Annotated in this window: 15 protein-coding genes; 13 read left to right on the top strand and 2 right to left on the bottom strand. The window is 42.9% G+C overall.

The window, feature by feature from the left end; translation table 11 throughout:
- Positions 1–93 precede the first annotated feature (93 nt).
- The 7 genes from I6N96_RS11980 to lepB all read left to right on the top strand — a co-directional run bounded on the left by I6N96_RS11980 (position 94) and on the right by lepB (position 9684).
- Positions 94–4794 carry a hypothetical protein gene (locus I6N96_RS11980; RefSeq protein WP_209557782.1) on the top strand — a complete coding sequence of 1567 codons (4701 nt, stop codon included), beginning with the start codon at positions 94–96 and terminating at the stop codon, positions 4792–4794.
- 16 nt (positions 4795–4810) lie between these two features.
- Entirely contained in the window at positions 4811–5161 is a 351-nt protein-coding gene (locus tag I6N96_RS11975) for an LPXTG cell wall anchor domain-containing protein (protein WP_209557781.1), read from the top strand.
- Positions 5158–5967, top strand: a complete 810-nt coding sequence (locus I6N96_RS11970) for a WxL domain-containing protein (protein ID WP_209557780.1) — start codon at positions 5158–5160, stop codon at positions 5965–5967. Before I6N96_RS11975 ends, I6N96_RS11970 begins: the two co-directional genes overlap by 4 nt.
- A 79-nt stretch (positions 5968–6046) precedes the next feature.
- Entirely contained in the window at positions 6047–6814 is a 768-nt protein-coding gene (locus I6N96_RS11965) for a WxL domain-containing protein (protein ID WP_209557779.1), read from the top strand.
- A gap of 144 nt (positions 6815–6958) precedes the next feature.
- A complete protein-coding gene (locus tag I6N96_RS11960; RefSeq protein WP_209557778.1) occupies positions 6959–8116 on the top strand; it encodes a WxLIP family cell surface protein in 1158 nt (385 codons plus the stop codon).
- A gap of 21 nt (positions 8117–8137) precedes the next feature.
- Complete coding sequence (locus I6N96_RS11955; RefSeq protein ID WP_209557777.1) at positions 8138–8821, top strand: hypothetical protein; 684 nt, start codon at positions 8138–8140, stop codon at positions 8819–8821.
- Positions 8818–9684, top strand: a complete 867-nt coding sequence (gene lepB / locus I6N96_RS11950; protein ID WP_209557776.1) for a signal peptidase I — start codon at positions 8818–8820, stop codon at positions 9682–9684. Before I6N96_RS11955 ends, lepB begins: the two co-directional genes overlap by 4 nt.
- Before the next feature lie 122 nt (positions 9685–9806).
- On the opposite strand, the gene I6N96_RS11945 is transcribed toward lepB, so the two are convergent.
- The gene (locus I6N96_RS11945) at positions 9807–10550 is read right to left on the bottom strand and encodes a LytTR family transcriptional regulator DNA-binding domain-containing protein (protein ID WP_209557775.1); all 744 of its coding nucleotides are present in this window, start codon (positions 10548–10550) and stop codon (positions 9807–9809) included.
- Positions 10551–11024: 474 nt separating this feature from the next.
- Here I6N96_RS11945 and I6N96_RS11940 point away from each other — a divergent pair, with 474 nt between their 5' ends.
- Genes I6N96_RS11940 through I6N96_RS11920 form a run of 5 tightly spaced genes read left to right on the top strand, consistent with a single transcriptional unit; the run spans position 11025 to position 17509 of the window.
- The gene (locus I6N96_RS11940; protein ID WP_209557774.1) at positions 11025–11732 is read left to right on the top strand and encodes a WxL domain-containing protein; all 708 of its coding nucleotides are present in this window, start codon (positions 11025–11027) and stop codon (positions 11730–11732) included.
- A gap of 16 nt (positions 11733–11748) precedes the next feature.
- Complete coding sequence (locus I6N96_RS11935; protein ID WP_209557773.1) at positions 11749–12432, top strand: WxL domain-containing protein; 684 nt, start codon at positions 11749–11751, stop codon at positions 12430–12432.
- A 19-nt stretch (positions 12433–12451) separates the two neighbouring features.
- Complete coding sequence (locus tag I6N96_RS11930) at positions 12452–13564, top strand: WxLIP family cell surface protein (RefSeq protein WP_209557772.1); 1113 nt, start codon at positions 12452–12454, stop codon at positions 13562–13564.
- A 55-nt stretch (positions 13565–13619) separates the two neighbouring features.
- Positions 13620–13967, top strand: a complete 348-nt coding sequence (locus I6N96_RS11925; protein WP_209557771.1) for an EF2685/EF0750 family sortase-dependent surface protein — start codon at positions 13620–13622, stop codon at positions 13965–13967.
- Positions 13964–17509, top strand: coding sequence for a WxL domain-containing protein (locus tag I6N96_RS11920; protein WP_209557770.1), 3546 nt, complete (start codon positions 13964–13966; stop codon positions 17507–17509). Before I6N96_RS11925 ends, I6N96_RS11920 begins: the two co-directional genes overlap by 4 nt.
- A 131-nt stretch (positions 17510–17640) precedes the next feature.
- On the opposite strand, the gene rpmB is transcribed toward I6N96_RS11920, so the two are convergent.
- A complete protein-coding gene (gene rpmB / locus I6N96_RS11915) occupies positions 17641–17829 on the bottom strand; it encodes a 50S ribosomal protein L28 (RefSeq protein WP_010761898.1) in 189 nt (62 codons plus the stop codon).
- A 285-nt stretch (positions 17830–18114) separates the two neighbouring features.
- Between rpmB and I6N96_RS11910 the strand changes: the two genes are divergently transcribed.
- Entirely contained in the window at positions 18115–18477 is a 363-nt protein-coding gene (locus I6N96_RS11910; RefSeq protein WP_086348579.1) for an Asp23/Gls24 family envelope stress response protein, read from the top strand.
- Positions 18478–18493 lie beyond the last annotated feature (16 nt).

The following is an 18493-nucleotide window of genomic DNA, read 5'->3' as shown; positions in this document are numbered from 1 at the left end:
CTTAAGAATTGTTTCTATTCAATTTTGAAGGGAGGTGAGGTATGGGGAGAGATGTTGAAACAATAAAAATATTGAAAGAAGGGAGGATTAAACTTGAAAGGAAAGAAAACAAAACTTCTGGTCACCGGAGCTCTGCTGGCAGCATTAGGCAGTTCGTACATCGGTAACGGAGTTCTATTTTATCAGGAAATTGCTTATGCCCAAGAGGCAAATGAAGTGGTTTCTGAAGACAGTTTCAAGATTGGCAACGTGTCTATTGATGATGAAAAGAAGACAGTCACCTGGGAATTGTCGCTCTCCAAGACAGCCAGTGAAGCCGCTGTTCAAAAGCAGCTGCTGCTGGGATTACCAGTAACGATGGATGTACTTTCTATCACTGATAATGATGGTCAGGCTGTTGAACAAGATTCTAAGGGAAGATATGTGATAGGCACGAATACTTCCGAGTCCGCCAGCTATAGTGTTTCTTTAGTCACTTCTCTAACATCTGAAACAAACTATACCTTTGTTCCGGAAATCAGAGAAACCGTTTCTTCTTTGGAAACAGATGTGACTGCAGATGTTTCACTGCAGGATGAAACAGCGAATACCTATGGGATAGGTACAGCTGAGACGAATGCACACACCTTGGCACTTAAGCAGACAAAAAGCGCTGTAGGACTATCTGTATTCAACAATAAAGAAAGCCTGCTGCGATCTGAAACAACTGTTTCAAATTGGGCAGAGCTAAAAAACAGTGTTGAAAATGGAACGGATGATGTCATCTATTTAACTAGCTACTCTAGTGTGACCACAGACTCTGCCATCAATGTTAACCGTGATGTAACAATCATCAGTAGGGTTTCTGACGGATCGACTCTGGCAAGCAATGCCAGAACGAGATTCAATGTTACCGCAGGAAATAGTCTTTCACTGGAAAATTTTGCAATTTCCGGTGCTTACAGCGGCTATTTTATAACGGTCAATGGTGCAGTAGCCGGATCAGTGAAGAATACCCATATTGCTCTGTCTTCATTCAATTCAGGAACTACGTATGTAGCTAACGGAGCCGGCATTGTCAGTGGTGTCAATAACACTTACAACACTACTTCAGTAAGTATTGCTGACAGTCGGATATTCAGTACAAATGCGCGTACAACATTTTCAGGTCTTTCTGAACTGAATTTTAGCGGCAGCAGCCAACTAGATTTCTATGCCAGCAATGCTGTGATGTTTGAAGTTGGGAGTACAGTTAATTTTGCCGATAACAGTGGCGTGACGGTTGCTTCCCAGAGCACAACAAGTGTCGGCAACTCTGTGATCAATATAGCAGACGGCGGTCAAGTTGTCTTCGATGGTGCTTCCAATCTGTCTTTGGACAGAGCCTATATCGGACAGCTGCAGGAATTACGACGTTCTCCGGATTTTACACCTTTTTTTGAAACATCCGGAAAAATAAATTTCTCACAGACAAATAGCACAAACCCAATCAATGTCAATCTGAAAAGCGGGGTTTTTGTTCGGGCGAAGAATTCCCGAGTGGATTTTTCAGCTGTGAACATTCACTTTGATGTGAACACAGACACGACGATCAGTGCCAGTAATGCAACAGCATCCAGCACAGAGCTTTTAGCGAAAGCAATGCCACTGGTACGATTCATTGAAGCGCAAACAGCGAATATCAAGAACAGTACTTTTTCTTCAACAGAAGGCTATGCGTTTTCCTTTTATTTTACTGAGGTTGACTACAGCGAATTGAATATTGCTTCTTCCGACATTCAATTGAATGGTTTGAAGAGTTCAGTAACAGTCGCACAAAGTTCAATCCCCAGTATGATCCATTTTTATGGAAATGAAGACAGCGGCGGCAATAATAGTTACCCGTACAGACATCGTTCTTCTAATTTAGTGATCAACAATTCATCTGTTGATTTACGAAGTGTTTCATATAATAACCAGATGGACGGCTCAACAAATCTCTACCGAACAGGTGTGATTTTGCATGAGCATAGTGAAAGAAGAAAGAGCCCGGGAGAATCAGGCGAAAGCAGTGATCCGACTCCGGAAGCTTCAAAAATCGATATCAGCGGAAATTCACAGGTAACAGTCTATAATCCTGAAACCAGTGGTATAGCCACTCGGGGAACAGGGACACAATTCAATCTAAGTGGTGGTTCGACATTAGAAGTGACCGGGGGATCGAAAATTGCAGATGGAATGAACGCAACGGATGCCAATCGCTACATGGCAGCAATCCGAATGTTCGGACACAGTACGCAATATGGGATTGCCAAGGGTGAATACCAATTCAATATTACAGAAGCCAGTACCTTCAGAGCAGTTAAGCTAGCTGGTGCACGCCAGTCAGCTGCAATGAGGATCGGTGGTTCTGCCAATACAGTCAATGTGACAGGAGATTCAATCTTCCAGTTGATCAATGAAGGTGATGGCAATAGAACGCCAACTGATCCAGCAGGTACAGGAGACTATATTGCACTGCAGTATGACAACATCCCGAATGGCGATACTTCGGCTGCTGTATTTAATGTCGGAACAGACGGAACCAAGGACAATAGTAAAGTGGAAATCTTGGCACAAAGCGGTATGGGTGTATACGGCGGCGGATTGTCAACAACACCGACGCTTCGAGTATATGCGTATGAAGATGCTGAATTTATTGTTCGAGGAAATACAACTACTAGTGGTACAAGCGGTACGAAATATGGTGTATTTGGCTTGAGCGGTACCAGTCCTAAGTTCAACTTGTATATGGATCAGGCACGTTATTATGAGTTTGAAAATTACAACAAGAACGGGATTTTGGTTAATGCGAATAATTCCGGTAATACATTTGAAGTGAAAAATGCCTACACTATGCTGTGGTCAAATTCGTTGACTAGTGCTCCGGACCATGATGATTCACCGACCTATACAATCGGGCGACTGGATTATAAGCTGACAGGTACGAACTTTACTACTACGTCAGGTTCATCAGGGCATGAATATTTCAGCAGCGGGATCAATCAATACTCTTATGTGAAAGCACAAGGGATGATTGGTGGACAGGTCAATGCCTTTTACCAAGCATCGAATGCTGATGACAAAATCTATGGACAACTGGTCATTGCTAAGCGAGATCAAAACGGCGATGCTGAGATCATTAACGATCAAGTTCAGTATGAGACGCTGGAGGCTTCCAGTAATGCTGCAGCCGGCGTGTTCATTGAATACACAAACAGTTCAGGCACACTGGTCAGAAAATTCGTGCCGGTCTCAGCGGCTGAAGCAGCGTGGGGCGATACAAACAGTCAGGCCAATTTTGTTTTAGATTTAGGCAGCATGGGTATTCCTGTAGGAAGTGAAATAAGGATCATTGGTAGTTGGGATCGAAATAACTATCAATCAGGTGATCCCGAATACGCGACACCATCAGATGATGATTTCGGCAGCTTCGGAACAGTCGGACAAGCCGGCGGAGTTTCCTTTAAACAAGAAGTGATTGATGTTTTGGCACCTAATGTGACTGAAGCAACCGTTACAAACGGTTCCAATGGTCTAGCCAATGCGACAGTTTCCGGTAAGACAGAACCCGGAGCTAAGGTCTATCTGCTGCAAAAGACGATAAATCTGGCAATTGTCTATCCAACAAATGTCGATACGTTATTGACCGCTACGGCTGATGCTTCTGGTGTATGGTCGATTACAGGAGACTTCACAAGTACAACGAAGATCTACGTTTATGCTGCTGATCAAAGCACATTTACTGCGGCTCAAGCTGCAAATGTTCCGGGTGGGACACCTAAAGGATTACTTCTAGGTGTTGCTGGTGCAACAGCACACGGAACGTGGAATGGTCTTGAAGGAAATATGACAGTAGACAGCTTTATTGATCAAAACCTGGAAGACCCAACGCTAGATGCAAATAAGAATAGCATTTCTTATCATGCAGTAGCAGAAATTCCAAAGGCGTTTTATCTAAACGTTCAATCTGAGAATCAATTACCTGAGCTGAAAATTAAAGCTGAGACGACCGATCCATATGCAGATACTGCAGTTAAAACAGTGGATTACTATTCTAATGTCAGCTTTTATCTGAATGGTACAGATTCTAATAGCGGGGACTATGTTCGTCAATTAGTGATTATGTACGGCAGTAAAACAGTTCTGACAAGGAATTACAGTCAGGGACAATGGATCGAAAACGACCATCAGATAACAATCACAGCAGAAGAATTGGCAACGGCCGGAATCTATAACGATTATGCGGCTGGAGAAAATGTTCTGACTGCGTATGTCTATTCCACAAACGGCAGCGGATCAGGTGAGCTGCACAGCCAGAAATCTAATGAAGTGACGTTGACGCTAACTGTTAACGGCGTATTGATGCTGGCTTCAGCACCAGCGACGGTTGATTTCGGCAGCTTGACTTACAATGCGAAGGTACAACGAGTTGATAATCCGACAACGGATGCAGATTTAGTGGTCACAGATACTCGATCTGGAATAACAGACGGTTGGACTTTATCAGCAGCTTTAACGACAAACATGACAAATGTTTCTACAGGTTCTGTGATGAATGAAGCGCTATGGTATGTGGACGGCTCTGGAAATGAGATTCCGCTGACCTTGGATTACGGCGATCAAATCATCTATACAAGTACTTCCGGCGGCAGCTTTGACGTGACGAGTACATGGGGTGACACCTCAGATGAACCTGGGTTGAAATTGATTGCTGATCCGACGAAAACGACTGTTTCAAGTATCGGTACGTATTCCGGTGTTGTCACATGGACGATCATGGCTGGACAACCTTAGAAGGGAAGGGGAAAAAATGAAAATAAAAAATGCTTTCCTCCTGAGTCTTGCGATGTTCCTGATTGGCATGGTTGGGTTCTCAGCAGCAGCTTCGGCAACGACTGGTGCTGGAGGACAGGTCAGCAGTAAAGGTCAAATCACTTTTTATGAGAAAACAACGGAGTCTTCGACGACTGATTCTTCCTCCGAGGTACCTGCTGATTCCAGCAGTACCGCTATCTCTACAGGGAAACCGCAAGGGGGAGAAAACAAGCTTCCAAGTACAGGTGAAATGATTCAGAAATACAGCCTTATGGGGACAGGAATTGTTCTGTTGATTGCGCTGATACTTTTCTATCGAAGAAAAAAGGAGGAGAAACAAGGATGAAAATGAATGCATGTTTCAACGTTTCTCTACTCACTCTTCTTTTATTCGGTACAGCAGTCATTAGCAATACAGCGGTACATGCCTCAGAACATGGCGGTAACGGTACTGTAAGTGTGGAAGGAAATGAATCAAGTAAACCGGTGGACCCGGAAAATCCCGGGGTGGAAGTTGACCCAGGGGAAGGCCCGTCCACCAAGGGAGATCTCAGAATCGATTTCGTATCCAGCTTGAATTTTGGTTCTGCCGAAATCACAGCGGCTGACCGAAAAATTGATTCACTAGCCCAATTGTTCCACAGCGATACAACAGCTCGAGGCTACTATATCCAAGTGAGCGATTATCGCTCGGAGGCTTCCGGTTGGACCCTGACATTGTCCCAGGATGCCCAATTCAGCAGTTCAATCATTCAGGATTTGGAAAACCAAAGTTTAGAAGGAGCAGTATTGTCCTTTGGCAATGGTTGGGCAAATTCTGATGGAAACAGCGGGACACCAACAGTTAGCCGAGATACCTTGGGAATCAATGAGATGGGAACTGCCTATACGGTAGCTACCGCTGGGGATCAGCAAGGGAAAGGGATTTGGACGATTGCCTTCGGCGCTTCCGGAGAAAACTCCTCGAATCAGGAAAATACATTATCTGCATTAACTGATTCTAACGGCAACGAAGTGACCGACGCAACCTTCAACAAACCGGCTTACAACAATGGAGCAGTTTTTCTGACGATACCTGATGCAGTAAAGATTTACCCTGTTCAATATACAACTGCATTAACATGGACGCTGGAAGCCGGTCCTACTGAATAAACTGCAACATCTTAAGCAAGACAAACTGGGTAATACCCATTTGTAAATAAAACACAGAAAATTTAGGAGGAACAAAGAAATGAAATTAAGTAAATTATGTGCAGCTGCTTTAATAGCAGTTATCGGAGCAACAGCAGCATTACCAGTAGCGGTAAGTGCAAATCAAACATCATTAGATTCTACAGGTACTGTAACTGTAGGTAAAGGGACTATCGATCCTGAAGACCCTAACAGCATCGTTGACCCGGAAGATCCGGACGGACCAGGGATCGATCCAGAAACACCAGGTGTTAAACCAAATCCGGATATCGACGATAAAGGAATCATCGCTGTATCAGATTTAAACTTCGGTAATATCGCCATTGGAACAACAACAGCGAATGCTGCATCAGTTGCGTTGGTTGACGACGCTGGTGTTGCCACTGGAGAAACTCGTGGGAACATCGTTTCCTTCGGTGACGTAACTGGTACGTATACTGGCTATACAATTTACGGTGAGTTGACAAGCCAATTCACTAATGGAACAACAACTTTAGATGCATCAACAATCACTTACACAAATCCATTACTGGCAACTTCAGGTACTGGAACAATTGCAGCAGCTCCTGAAGCAGTTGTTGTATTGAGTAAAGATGGTGGTACGAAATCATTTGTTAAAGCTGCAAATACAGAAGGTAGCGGTCTGTGGACACTGGAATTTGGACAAAGTTCTACTTACACAGGAAGTGCAGCTACTGCAACTGACAACAAATCAGTTACTTTAGACATCCCTACAAGCGTTGCTTCTGCAATGACAACTGGAACATACACTGCAACAGTTACTTGGACAATGGGTGCAACTGCATAAGCAGTCTCCTTCTTTAAGTATCACTGGTAAGCTGGTGAGTTTCTCACCAGCTTACTTCATTGTCTGCTGCAGAAAATCTATACATAGAACAAGCTTTATCTTTTAGCTATTCTGCCTATAAATAAGAATGATGAGGTCAATCCTATGAAAAAACAAACTGGAATCAACTGCTTGAAGATATTCTTGGCAGTGCTGTTTTTACTATCAGTAACTACCTTCACTGCTGACGAAATTGCTTGGGGAACAGCAGAAACAGAAAGCACCGAAAATTCAGGAGCATCGACTCTTTCAGCATCTGGCTTTACATATACCCTGAACTACCCTGAAAATCAAAAGGACACCAATCTGGGGTACTACCATTTAAAAATGACGCCAGGCCAGCAGCAAACGATTGTTATCATTCTCAGCAACCCCGGCTCTGAGGCTATCACAGTCGATTTGGCTCTAAATGGAGCAAAAACGAATAAAAATGGCGTGATCGAATACGCGAATAGCGAAATTAAGAACGATGCTTCTCTAGCGTTTGCCTTTGAAGATTTGGTTACTGGACCTTCTGAAGTTGAGTTGGCTGCGGGAGAGACAAAACAGGTGGAACTCAATATCCAAATGCCGGAGACCGGCTATGAGGGTGTGATTGCCGGCGGTATTCAGCTGATGAAGGCTGGTCAAACAGAGGACGTCGATACTAGTGGGGGCTCGACAGTCATCAATCAGTATGCATATGTGGTTTCGATTTTACTGCAGGAAGGCGATGCTGAACTCACACCTGATTTGCAGTTCAACAGCGCCTATGCCGGGCAGTTGAACTACCGCAACTCTGTATATGTGGATCTTTCCAATATCGTTGCCGCCTACCTGAATGATTTGACGATTGAAGCACAGGTCATGAAAAAGGACAGCAGTACCGTATTATATGAATCGAAAAACACGTCTATGCGTATGGCACCGAACTCGTTTATGGAATTCCCTATCAGTATGAATGGGGAGCAAATGGAGGCGGGAAATTACACGGTTCATTTATTGGCTACTTCCGGAGAGCTGAGCTGGGAGTGGACGGAGGATTTTGAAATCACTGAAGAAGAAGCACAGAAGTATAACGAACGAGATGTCGGCCTGACTCAGGAGACAGGAATCAATTGGCAGTTGATCGTAATCATTGTTGTTGGATTTATTACCTCTGTAGCGGTGATTTTCCTGATCGTTACGATTCTTCGAAAAAGAAAGAAAGGGAAACAAAAGGCTGGAAAGTCCGGTAAAAAAAGAAAATCCTCAAAAGGGAATGAAGCGAAAAAGAGACTTTAAAGAAGATGAGGAGCAGTACACATGACAATACTTGCTTGGATTATTATGGGCGCGACAGCAGGAGCAATACTCTGCGTTCTTTTTGCAATATACTTTTTTGTGAAAATCATTCTTCAAAGCAGGAAATTAAAAAAAATTGCCAAGCGTCCACCAAAAAATAAGAAAAAAAGGAGAAGGTGGGAGAATACTAGAAGTAAACTGCAGAAAAAGCGAAAAAAATCGATTGTTTTCAGCCTTTTCCTGATTTTTCTAGCGGCAGGTTTAGGTGGTGCTTCCGTGTATACCAACTACTACCAATCGATCAACTTGTCATCGGATGATTCTACGCTGATTGTCCGGTCCTATTATTTGTTGAGGGATTTTCAAGAGGAGCTGCAGAAAGCTGCTGATGAAACAGAGGATAAAGCTGCTTCGCAGCAAAATATCCGTTATTTGGCAACCACCATGGCTGCCTATTCCACTAAGCAAGCGAGCACGTTGAATACAAAAGAAGGTCAGTCTGCGTTGAATCGGTATTATGCTGCGTTGTCGGAGCTCGGGGTAAATGCAACCCGTGAGAGTAATAATTTTTATGGGAACAGCAGTCTGGTCGAAGCGTTTCAGATGGATATTGAAAAAACGATTGCTCGTGAAACATCCGCATTTGACTATTTCAAGGTCAATCAATCAGGGCTCGAGGAAGAAGGAGCAAGTGATGATGAATGACAAAAAAGAAGAGTACAAATACCAAGCCGAGAAGAAAAAAAACGCAGCAGAAACCGTTGACAGAGAGCAGGCGACCACGTAGTAAAACAAAAGAACAGAAAACAAAAACAAATCAGATTGCTCGTAAGAAAAGAAAGCGGACTGTTGATAGGGACAAAGCCGGCAATCAAGTCGAGAGAATTAAGAAGAAAAAGAAAAGAAAGTCGCTGAAAACAAAACCGCAAAAATCTTCTTTTTTGGAAAAAACAGGTTTTGCTACAAGGAAGTTTGGTTCTAAAAAAGTAAAAAAGAAGTCTCTTTATTCCAAAAAGAGACAAAAAAAACGTAGGAGCTCTGGCAAGAGCATTCGCGATTTTCTGATCATAACAGTAGTCACTGCACTGCTTTTCATAACCGTCAGTTTCTTTTTTATTGGAATAACGAAGGTTCAGGGGTACAGCATGATGCCGACGATGAAGAATGGAGATACTGTATTGGTTCAAAAATCAAAAAAAGTAAAGCGTATGGATATCGTCCTTTTTCAAAGAGGGAAGGTACAGCAGATCAGACGTGTGATCGGGCTTCCGGGGGAACGGATCAGTTATAGTGATGATGTTCTTTATGTAGATGGAAACGTCATTGATGAAAAATTCATCATCAATGAAATCAATGAGGCGCAAAAAAACGGCGGGCAATACACGGAAGATTTTCAATTACAGGATATCAGCGAGGAACAATTCATACCGGAGAATTGTTATCTGGTTCTCGGTGATAATCGGGAATATGGCTCTGATAGTCGCGAGTATGGGCTGATTACCAGTGAGCAAATTATCGGTGTTGTAAAAGCACAGCTATTGCCGCTGAACGATTTTTCTTCGTTTTAGTCCTAGTATCATCAAAGCGGGATGAAAAAAGAGGGAGGGCTACAATTCCTTGGACAATAATAAAAGATCGTCAAAGACCAGATTGTTTATCTGGCTTTGGCGGTCTTTCTTTTTGCATCACTTCACAGCGCCTCGTCAAGAATATGAGCTGCTTTTTTTAGTTTTTTCAGTAAATATGGGGATAAAGAGAGCACGGTGTTATTACTGAATTTTACGTATGAGGTACTGGACTGAATTTCATGCAATAGGGTCAAGTTGATGATCAGGGATTGAGCATCTAAAAAGAATGTATCTTTGTCAAACTGCTCTCTGACTGCTCCAAGATAGGTGTTGATAAAAAAGGATTCCTCTGTTGTAACAACCTTGATCTTCTTTTCTCTGGAAAAATTTTCCACGTACATGACCTTGGAGCGCTCGACTCGTTTTTTCAGCTGCCCGTCTTGAAAGTGGAGATAATCTTTCTCATGACTTCTCTTGATGGCAGCAAAGATTGTTTCGATGGTTTCCACTAAGTAGTTTTCAAATAGTTCATGGGAGATTTGCTGGTTTTTACAGAAATAAGAAAAGGGCTCTACGTAGGCATTTAGCAAGGATAAGGCAAATTCTTCATTTGGGACAAAGTAAACGATTTTTCCGGAAGGATCTATTTCTCTTAGCTGCTTGGCTTTGGAAATGATTGATGAAACGGAATCAGTGAATTTTATGTCTATAAAATAGGCATTGTGAGTGCTGTCAATTGACTCAAGCAGTAATTGATAATCTATAAACGATTTTACAACAAAGCGATTTTCGTCAAGGTTCGTCACAATTGTTTGAGCATGCTTTAAAAAAACGACATCTTGGTTGAAAAGATAGATGGTTACCATAGTTTCCTCCTCTAAAATATTTTCTTTTAGCTTGAGTTTGAGTATGTACAAAGTAAAAATTGCGAATGAAAATGGTAAGATTGCGAAAATATATTTTTTTTATTTCTGATTATTATAATATAAATATGAGTAATCTATGAAATCTACTCTGTTCATTTCAATTTTATTATACGAAAAAAATAATAAAAAGTGGGTTTTGGCCTGTTTGGCAATAAAAGTGAACAGGGACCCTGAACGAGCATAGATAAAGGAATTGAAGGATTGTTGAATCTAAATAAAGTCATCTTCACTTGTTTATTGAGAGGAGCAGTGTTGAAGTTTTTCTTATTATTAGAAAAAAATTCTCTATATTCAGAGAGTTTTTATAGCAGCAATCATAATTGACAGGTTGTTTTCTTAGCTGCCACAACATTTATATTGGAGGTGAATCGGTAATTGTGAGGGGGAGCAACCGCAACCAAGGAGGAAAATAGGATGAAAAAAAGTAGTCTAATTTTATTCGCTTCAATTATTGGCTGTATGGCTCTTGGTGTGATGAGTCCGTTAGCGGCTTCAGCAGTAGATGAAACGACGGGACATATCGAGTTGGAAGAGAATGATGAGAAAACGAAGCCTGTAGATCCGGAAGATCCGAGTAAAGAGTTGGTACCAGAAGATCCGTATAACCCAGGTCAAGATGTTGCTGGGCCGCTGTCTCTGGATGTTGTTCCAACAAGCTTTGAATTCGGTACACAAAAAATGTATTCTGCAGCACATACGTATGCTGGGCAGAAGCAAGCTGTGGACCATGTCCGTCAATACGTTCAAGTCAGTGATAACCGTGATAGCGGCACATATGGCTGGGCACTGTCTGTCAAACAGGACGACTATTTGAAAAATCTGTCTCATACGTTGACAGGGGCAACCATTTCAATACCGGCTGGAACAGCTCGTAATAGCTTGAATACACCGGCAACAGACGTTGATGCCAGACTGACAACGACAGCTGTAGACATTACAAATGCTGATAAAACAGTATTTGCAACGACAAAAGATGATGCAGATCCGTCTGTAGGGAAAGGCCAGTCAACGAGTGTTTGGACGCCTGATCAGGTGGAATTGATGATTCCGGCAAATACTGCAAAGACCGGAGATTATACAAATACCCTGACATGGACATTAACAGCTGTTGTACATTCATAGGATTGGAGTGGTTGAAATGAGAAAGCTCATTATCAGCTGTACCATTCTTGTCTCAGCGAGTGTTGTTTTCTTGCTGCCCAGTGATGCAGCGGCAGTGGACAGAACAGCTAGCGATATTTCTTTTACAGAGGATCGGGACCAAACATCTCCTAAAGATCCGACTGATCCTTCGAAAGCAGGTCCAGCGGGAGATACAGACAATCAGGCAACAGGAAATGCTGGACCATTATCCCTTGATGTTGTACCGACAGCTTTTGATTTTGGACAGGCCAAGGTAGCTGTAAAGGAGCAGATTTATCAAGCTGAAGCAACGACAAACCTGCAATATCTGCAGGTAACAGACAAGCGGACAGACAAGAATGGCTGGACACTAACTGTGGAGCGAGATGAATTTCATACGCAGGGAGATACAGCACGCTTGACGGGCTCAACATTGATTCTCCCATCCGGCACAGTCAAAAACGAATTGACAGAGGGCGGTGATCCAGATGGATTAGTGACTAGTCCAGTCGAAATGATTGCTGATACATCTTATACGGTGTTTTCTACGGCGAGTAATAGCGCCGCGGTTGGGAAGCTATCCTCGACAAAGTATTGGGCAGGATCAGCGATTCAATTGAAGGTGCCGGCTATGACAGCTAAAGCGGGAGGCTATACAGCGACAATCAACTGGACGCTTGCTGCAACAACATCAAGATAAATAGGAGCAGGGATTGAATATGAAGAAAAATACAGTGCTTTTTATACTTATGCTTTGCATGGCATTGGTCGTTCTTTTTTCAGGAATCAAGGGATACGGAGAAGAGTCCGGCCAGCAGGAAATTGCGTATAGCGTTCAGAAAATCAGTCCGGAGGGAGAAGTCGATCCAGCCAGCTCTTTTTACGATCTGGCTGTCCAGCCGGGGGATAAGAGAGAGATAGAGGCGAGGATCATCAATACTTCTTCTGAAACGATTACTGTGAAATCAGAGCTTTTTACAGCTTATACGAATGAAAACGGTGAGATCTCCTACACCTCTCAGGCGGAAGAATACGATCGTTCGCTGCAGTATAAATTCAACGAGATTGCAGATATCCAAGCCTCTGATATCAAAGTGGAAATCCCGGCTAATGAAGAGAGAACGGTCAAAACGATCATTGAGGTACCGGAGACGATTGAAGACGGTGCCATTCTGGGTTCGTGGTATTTCGAAAAAGAGGGGCAGGTGCAAGAGCAGGAAGACGGTAGCGGGATTCAGATAAACAATAAATATAGTTATGCTTTGGCTGTCAAGTTAACGGTCAATCAAGAAATCCCTGCACCAAATCTGAATCTGACTGGAATTACAAAGGGATTGAGCAACTATAAAAAAGCATATTTTGCCCAGCTGCAAAATGATCAACCTGCCATCGTATCTGAACTGACTTTTGCTGCTCAGGTTTTTAAGAAGGGCAGCTATGAGGTGCTTTACGAGAATACTGGTGAGGGGCTAATCATGGCACCGAATTCGCAGTTTGCTTTCCCAGTGTTTTTAGGACAGGAGACAATGAAGGCCGGAGATTACACGATGAAGCTCAAGGCAATGACCGAGGATGCCAAATGGGACACTCAAGTCTGGGAATGGACAGAAGATTTCACCGTCACAGCAGATGAAGCACGAAAACATAATAAGGAGGCTATCAACGATCCCGAAGCAGGAAATAATTATCTTTGGCTGTTTATAGCAGCTATAGCTGTATTTTTCATTTTATCCCTATTACTCGGTTATGTCCTGATCAAACGAAGAAGGCTTAAACAACAGCAGGAACAAACAAAGAAAAAAGCAAAGAGACGGAAAAAATCAACATCTTAAAAGTAATTAATTTTCAAGATACAGAATGACACTAAAATGTAGGAGGGTACATGTTATGAAACGAAGTATCAAGTTTCTTCTCCTTCTATCTATGGTCTGTATCAGCTTTTTCGCTCCAATCAACGAACTGAATGCTGAAGCAAGTCCCAACAGTCGTACGACGATTACATTTGACGGCTGGGGGGATGCGCCAAAGCCTGAGCCAGGTGAAAAAGGACCACAGGGGAGTGGGACGGTTGCACCGCCGGAAGAAAAATCGTCCGGCAGTTTCCTGAAAACCGGTGAAACCATTAACACAAGCCTGAGTATTTTAGGCATAGTGAATGTTCTTTCGTCCGTGTTCCTTTTCTGGGCTATCAGGAGATACCAAAAAACAGCGAGAGCAGGAGGTGAAGCTGAATGAAAAATCGATTGAATCGAATTTTCACAATTGTTTTGAGCTTGCTGATGCTTTTGTCGCTGCAGCCTTTTCAACTGATGCAGGCACAGGCAGAAGAAGCTTCTAAGGGATTTGTTCTAACAACAGCAGATGGAACTTCCAGCATAGAGCTAACAGAGGATCGTTTGGTTTGGCTCACCCTTTCAGATATCTCTTCTGAAAAACAAGAAGCTGGAGGCGGCAAGGCAGAATATGTTCTTGATTTACCTGAAGATGTTACCTTTATTACTTATGATGAGGAGCAGTCTACAGGAAAAGTTGATTACGATGCAGCAAAGAGACAGGTGCGTTTTCATTTTGAGGCAGTGGATATAAACGCTGTTTTTCAATTGAAGGTTATGGCTGAGGAACCAGCAGATATCTTTTTGAGTGGGAAAAAGCTGCAGGATAACACTGAAGCGATCTCTACGGCGGTTCGGGTGATGACTCCTCAAATCCCTACAGGGCAGTACACGATGGGAAGTACAGACAAAAGAGAGAAGACGGGTGAGGCGACAGCGCAGGTAGTGGAAGATGAAAAAAGGCAAACGGACTTCGCAGCATCTGCCGGCGAATCGGCAGATGTCTCGAATCTTGCGCTTGACAGTGTTGTAGATGTCAGTGACTGGGAAGGCTTGATTCTGGCTTTAGCCAATGTCTCTGTGTCAAAAATAAATATTGTACAAAGCTTCGCAGTTCCAGATAATCCTCTTCTCAGCTCGTTTGCCGACATTGCATTAGGAGAAGGTTCGAATGTCAGCGGCGGCGTTTATTATTTTAGCTTTATCGCCTCGAAAACTTCTCGACCTGTCGTCATTGAAGGGAAAAATATTGATGGGAAAAAACCTGTTATTGATTTTGGCGCCCTCACGATTCGATTTTATGATGCCTCGGTGAATACGAGTTCACATTGGGATTTAACTTGGGAGAATCTGACTACTTATCATGGAAACTGGTATGGCTTTATGACCTATGAATGGTTGGCCGATGCCTATGAAGTGAATTCCATCCTAACCTACAAGGATTTGGCTGATACTGGAAATCAGATGCTTCATTCTGTGTATGGACAAGTATTCATGGAGGGAGAGGTAGTAACCCTTCAGGAATCACCTTATACTAGCGGTCTTCGAACAAATTGGGCCATCAATGATATTTATCAATGTAATTTGCATATCAGTAATTTGACACTTCGGTCAGGTGCGACCTTCACAGGTACAACCTTGAATTCTGGAAATGTTTACCTTATGAACAATGGTTCATTGATACTTGAAGAAGGGGCAGTCATGACGCTGAATGCGCCGCCCAATGCTGCTGTAGGGGAAGCGATAGGTGATATTCTATATATTGTTTCCGGAAATGTAGAGCTTAGAGAAAACGCGATTTTAAATCTGAACTCTCAAACTGGACGGTCAAATGAAGCCAGCCTTTACTTAGCGACAAACTCTTCTAAAGTTGAGGTTGGCGACCATGCCCAGCTGAATATCAATTCTGCAGGGCATACAGGAGCGGTAGCGATTGTTTACCTCAATGGAGCAGAATTGATTGTGAATCCCGGAGGCAGTCTGGATATTCAATGTGAGGGAATGGGCAGCTCCGGTTCTTCGATTATTTATGGTTACGGGGTTTCAACCTTTATTGTTCATAAAAAAGGCAGTTTTAATGTAGTCAGTGACAGTACCAGCCTGACAAATCACCTTATTTATTTTACTGACCAACGATCGATCTTTCAATTTGAAGATGCCCAAAAAGTAAATTTACAAAAAACGAAGCAGATTGCGACAGGAACTGCTAACGGGCTGATCTATATGGCAGGGACATTAGGCTTGTTGGATATTGATGTGCAATCGGTCAAAATGTGGGCGAGAGATAATATGACAGACGTACCAACAGAAAGCTGGACGCCGATATTTAAACTAAAAGTCAAATACAATACTGTCACTCCTACAGTCAATGAGGTCTCATCGTTGACTCAAAATACTGTAACTGATTTTAAATCTAAATTTACAACTAGGAATGTTCAGCGTGTTCTCTTCGAATACATTCCCGATGTGGAATTGACACTGGATTCAACAGCCACAGATGATCGAAGTGCTGCCGGTTCAAGGACAGTCAGCGGTACAGCTTCACCGGGCGCCTATATTCGGCTATCAGATACACCTTATCTTACAACTGATGATCCGGCGATCGATCCACAATTGAACAGTGTCCAGAGTCCGGTGACCAATCCAGATGAAACAGATCCAAAATTGACCGACAATTTCACTATACAAGCTGGGTTGGATGGACGCTTTAGCTTTACCTTGCCAGCTGGTAGCTACTTTACTGCGGCAAGCCGGTTAAAGGTGTACGCCTTTTTGAACGGAAAAGATGTGGAAGTAGAACAAACTGTAGTGGACGAAACTGCTCCAATTGGAACAGGCGTGCTCGTCCATGCAGCGGTCAATGAAGTCGTTCCGACAGCAGCTTTATTTGTCACCAATCCCCAGGATACGAACCCAGCGAATACAGGGTTTACCTACGACTATCAAGACCCCGGTCTAGTTGCTGGCTATATGAACACGGCAGGTGACTATTCAGTTGTGATTCTTCTTAAAGATGATGCACAGAATGTTCGCGAAGTCACCGCTGATTTGAAAGTTCATGCAGCGAATGAAGCAATTAACGGAGAGGATATCGTACTATATACATCGGAGATTGAGCATTTGACTGAAGCCCAGTTAAAGAGTTATGTGCTATTACGGAGTGGCCCCACCGCACAGCGGCTTGATCAGGGACAATTGATTGATTTGACCAATAAAATCATTGTAGCTAATCTGGGAGGGCTGACATCAGCAGCAACGAACGGTGTTTATCAGGTGAAGCTGCAGGTGCCTAAATCAGCTGTTCCTGAACTATCACAGGATCTTGAGGTAATGATTTCAGTAAGGATCGTTGACGAAGGCCCCACCAAACCTGTTGATCCGGAAAATCCGGCAGAAGGAAGCGAACCGCCAAATGGTGCGGAGAATAATGGTACAGGAAATACAGGACTGCTTCGCTTGGACTACATCCCGGAAGTCTTCAGCTTCGGTACAGCGAAAGCTGCGGTCAAAGATCAGGTATATCAAGCAAAAAAGCCTAAAAATACTGATGATGCGGAGCTGAATAAACAGTGGGTGCAGGTTTCAGATGATCGAATGACTGTCGACGGCTGGTCGCTGACAGCGAAAATGACTGCTGAATTTTCTTCTGATACTTCTACCCTGATCGGCGGGTATATCACATTGCCGGAAGGGAAGATGTACAACACGCATACTGGTGCAACACCAGTCGTTGACGGAAGTTTGAAGACGGGCGCTGTCGATCTTACTACAACAGAAAAGATTATTTTTGCCGCACAGAGTGCTTCTGATGCCGGAAAACTGATTTCGACAAAGGTCTGGGACCCGGAAGCAGTAAGCCTCAAAGTGAATGGTGGAACAGCCAAGCCGAATCAAATCTATAAAACAACCATCAATTGGACAATCACGAATACCCCAGCATCATAACTGGGAACAGCCTATATAGTGAACAGCGTACTTTTCGTAAAATACAGAGAAGTGCTGAACTATACAGGCTGTTTTTGTGCAAAGAAAAAAACCTGCTTCCTCTAAGGGAACAGGTTTTGGATTATTGTCTATTAAACACGCTCGATCTTACCAGATTTCAAAGCACGAGTTGACACCCAAACTTTTTTAGGTTTACCATCTATTAAAACACGAACTTTTTGTAGATTTGGTTTAACAGTACGTTTTGTTGCGTTCATAGCGTGAGAACGGTTGTTTCCGCTACTTGTTTTACGACCTGTGAAATAACATACTTTTGCCATTGTTTATTTCCTCCTTTGCTTTGATCTTGGAGCGATAATTTTCAGCTCATACCAGACTAATTTATCATATTTGATGGGATTTGGCAAGAAGATTTTCGGCGTTTACAGAAATTTATTCAGCTCTTGAAAATAATGGGACAGCGGGAAGCAAGTGTCGAATAATAGTAAAAGTTTCTCTTAATCTATCGCCTTCTTTGATTTCCTTTCTTTTCATTAATCCTCAGCTATGTTAGAATGTTAAGGAAGAAAATAGGGCAAGTATGCTCTTTAAGGAGGCTTTCATCAATGGCTGTAAAAATCAAAACCTCAGCAGGTACCATTGAGATTACCAATGAAGTTATTGCCACTGTAGTCGGCGGTGCCGCTACGGATATTTACGGAATCGTCGGAATGGCTAGTAAAAATCAAATTAAAGATAATCTGAATGAGATTTTACGTAGAGAGAATTACTCAAAAGGTGTTGTCGTACGCCAAGAGGAAAACGGTGTGGCTGTGGATGTCTATACAATTGTCAGCTACGGTACAAAAATTTCTGAAGTTTCTCGAAATGTACAGGAAAAAGTCATGTACAATCTTGAAACATTATTGGGCGTTACTGCAAACTCTGTCAATGTATTTGTACAGGGTGTTCGTGTGCTGCCTGACTAGAGCAGCCTGCTGTTAG

The sequence above is a fragment of the Enterococcus larvae genome (assembly GCF_017830045.1).
Taxonomy (GTDB): domain Bacteria; phylum Bacillota; class Bacilli; order Lactobacillales; family Enterococcaceae; genus Enterococcus_L; species Enterococcus_L larvae.
This window is presented reverse-complemented; position numbering and strand designations above follow the sequence as displayed.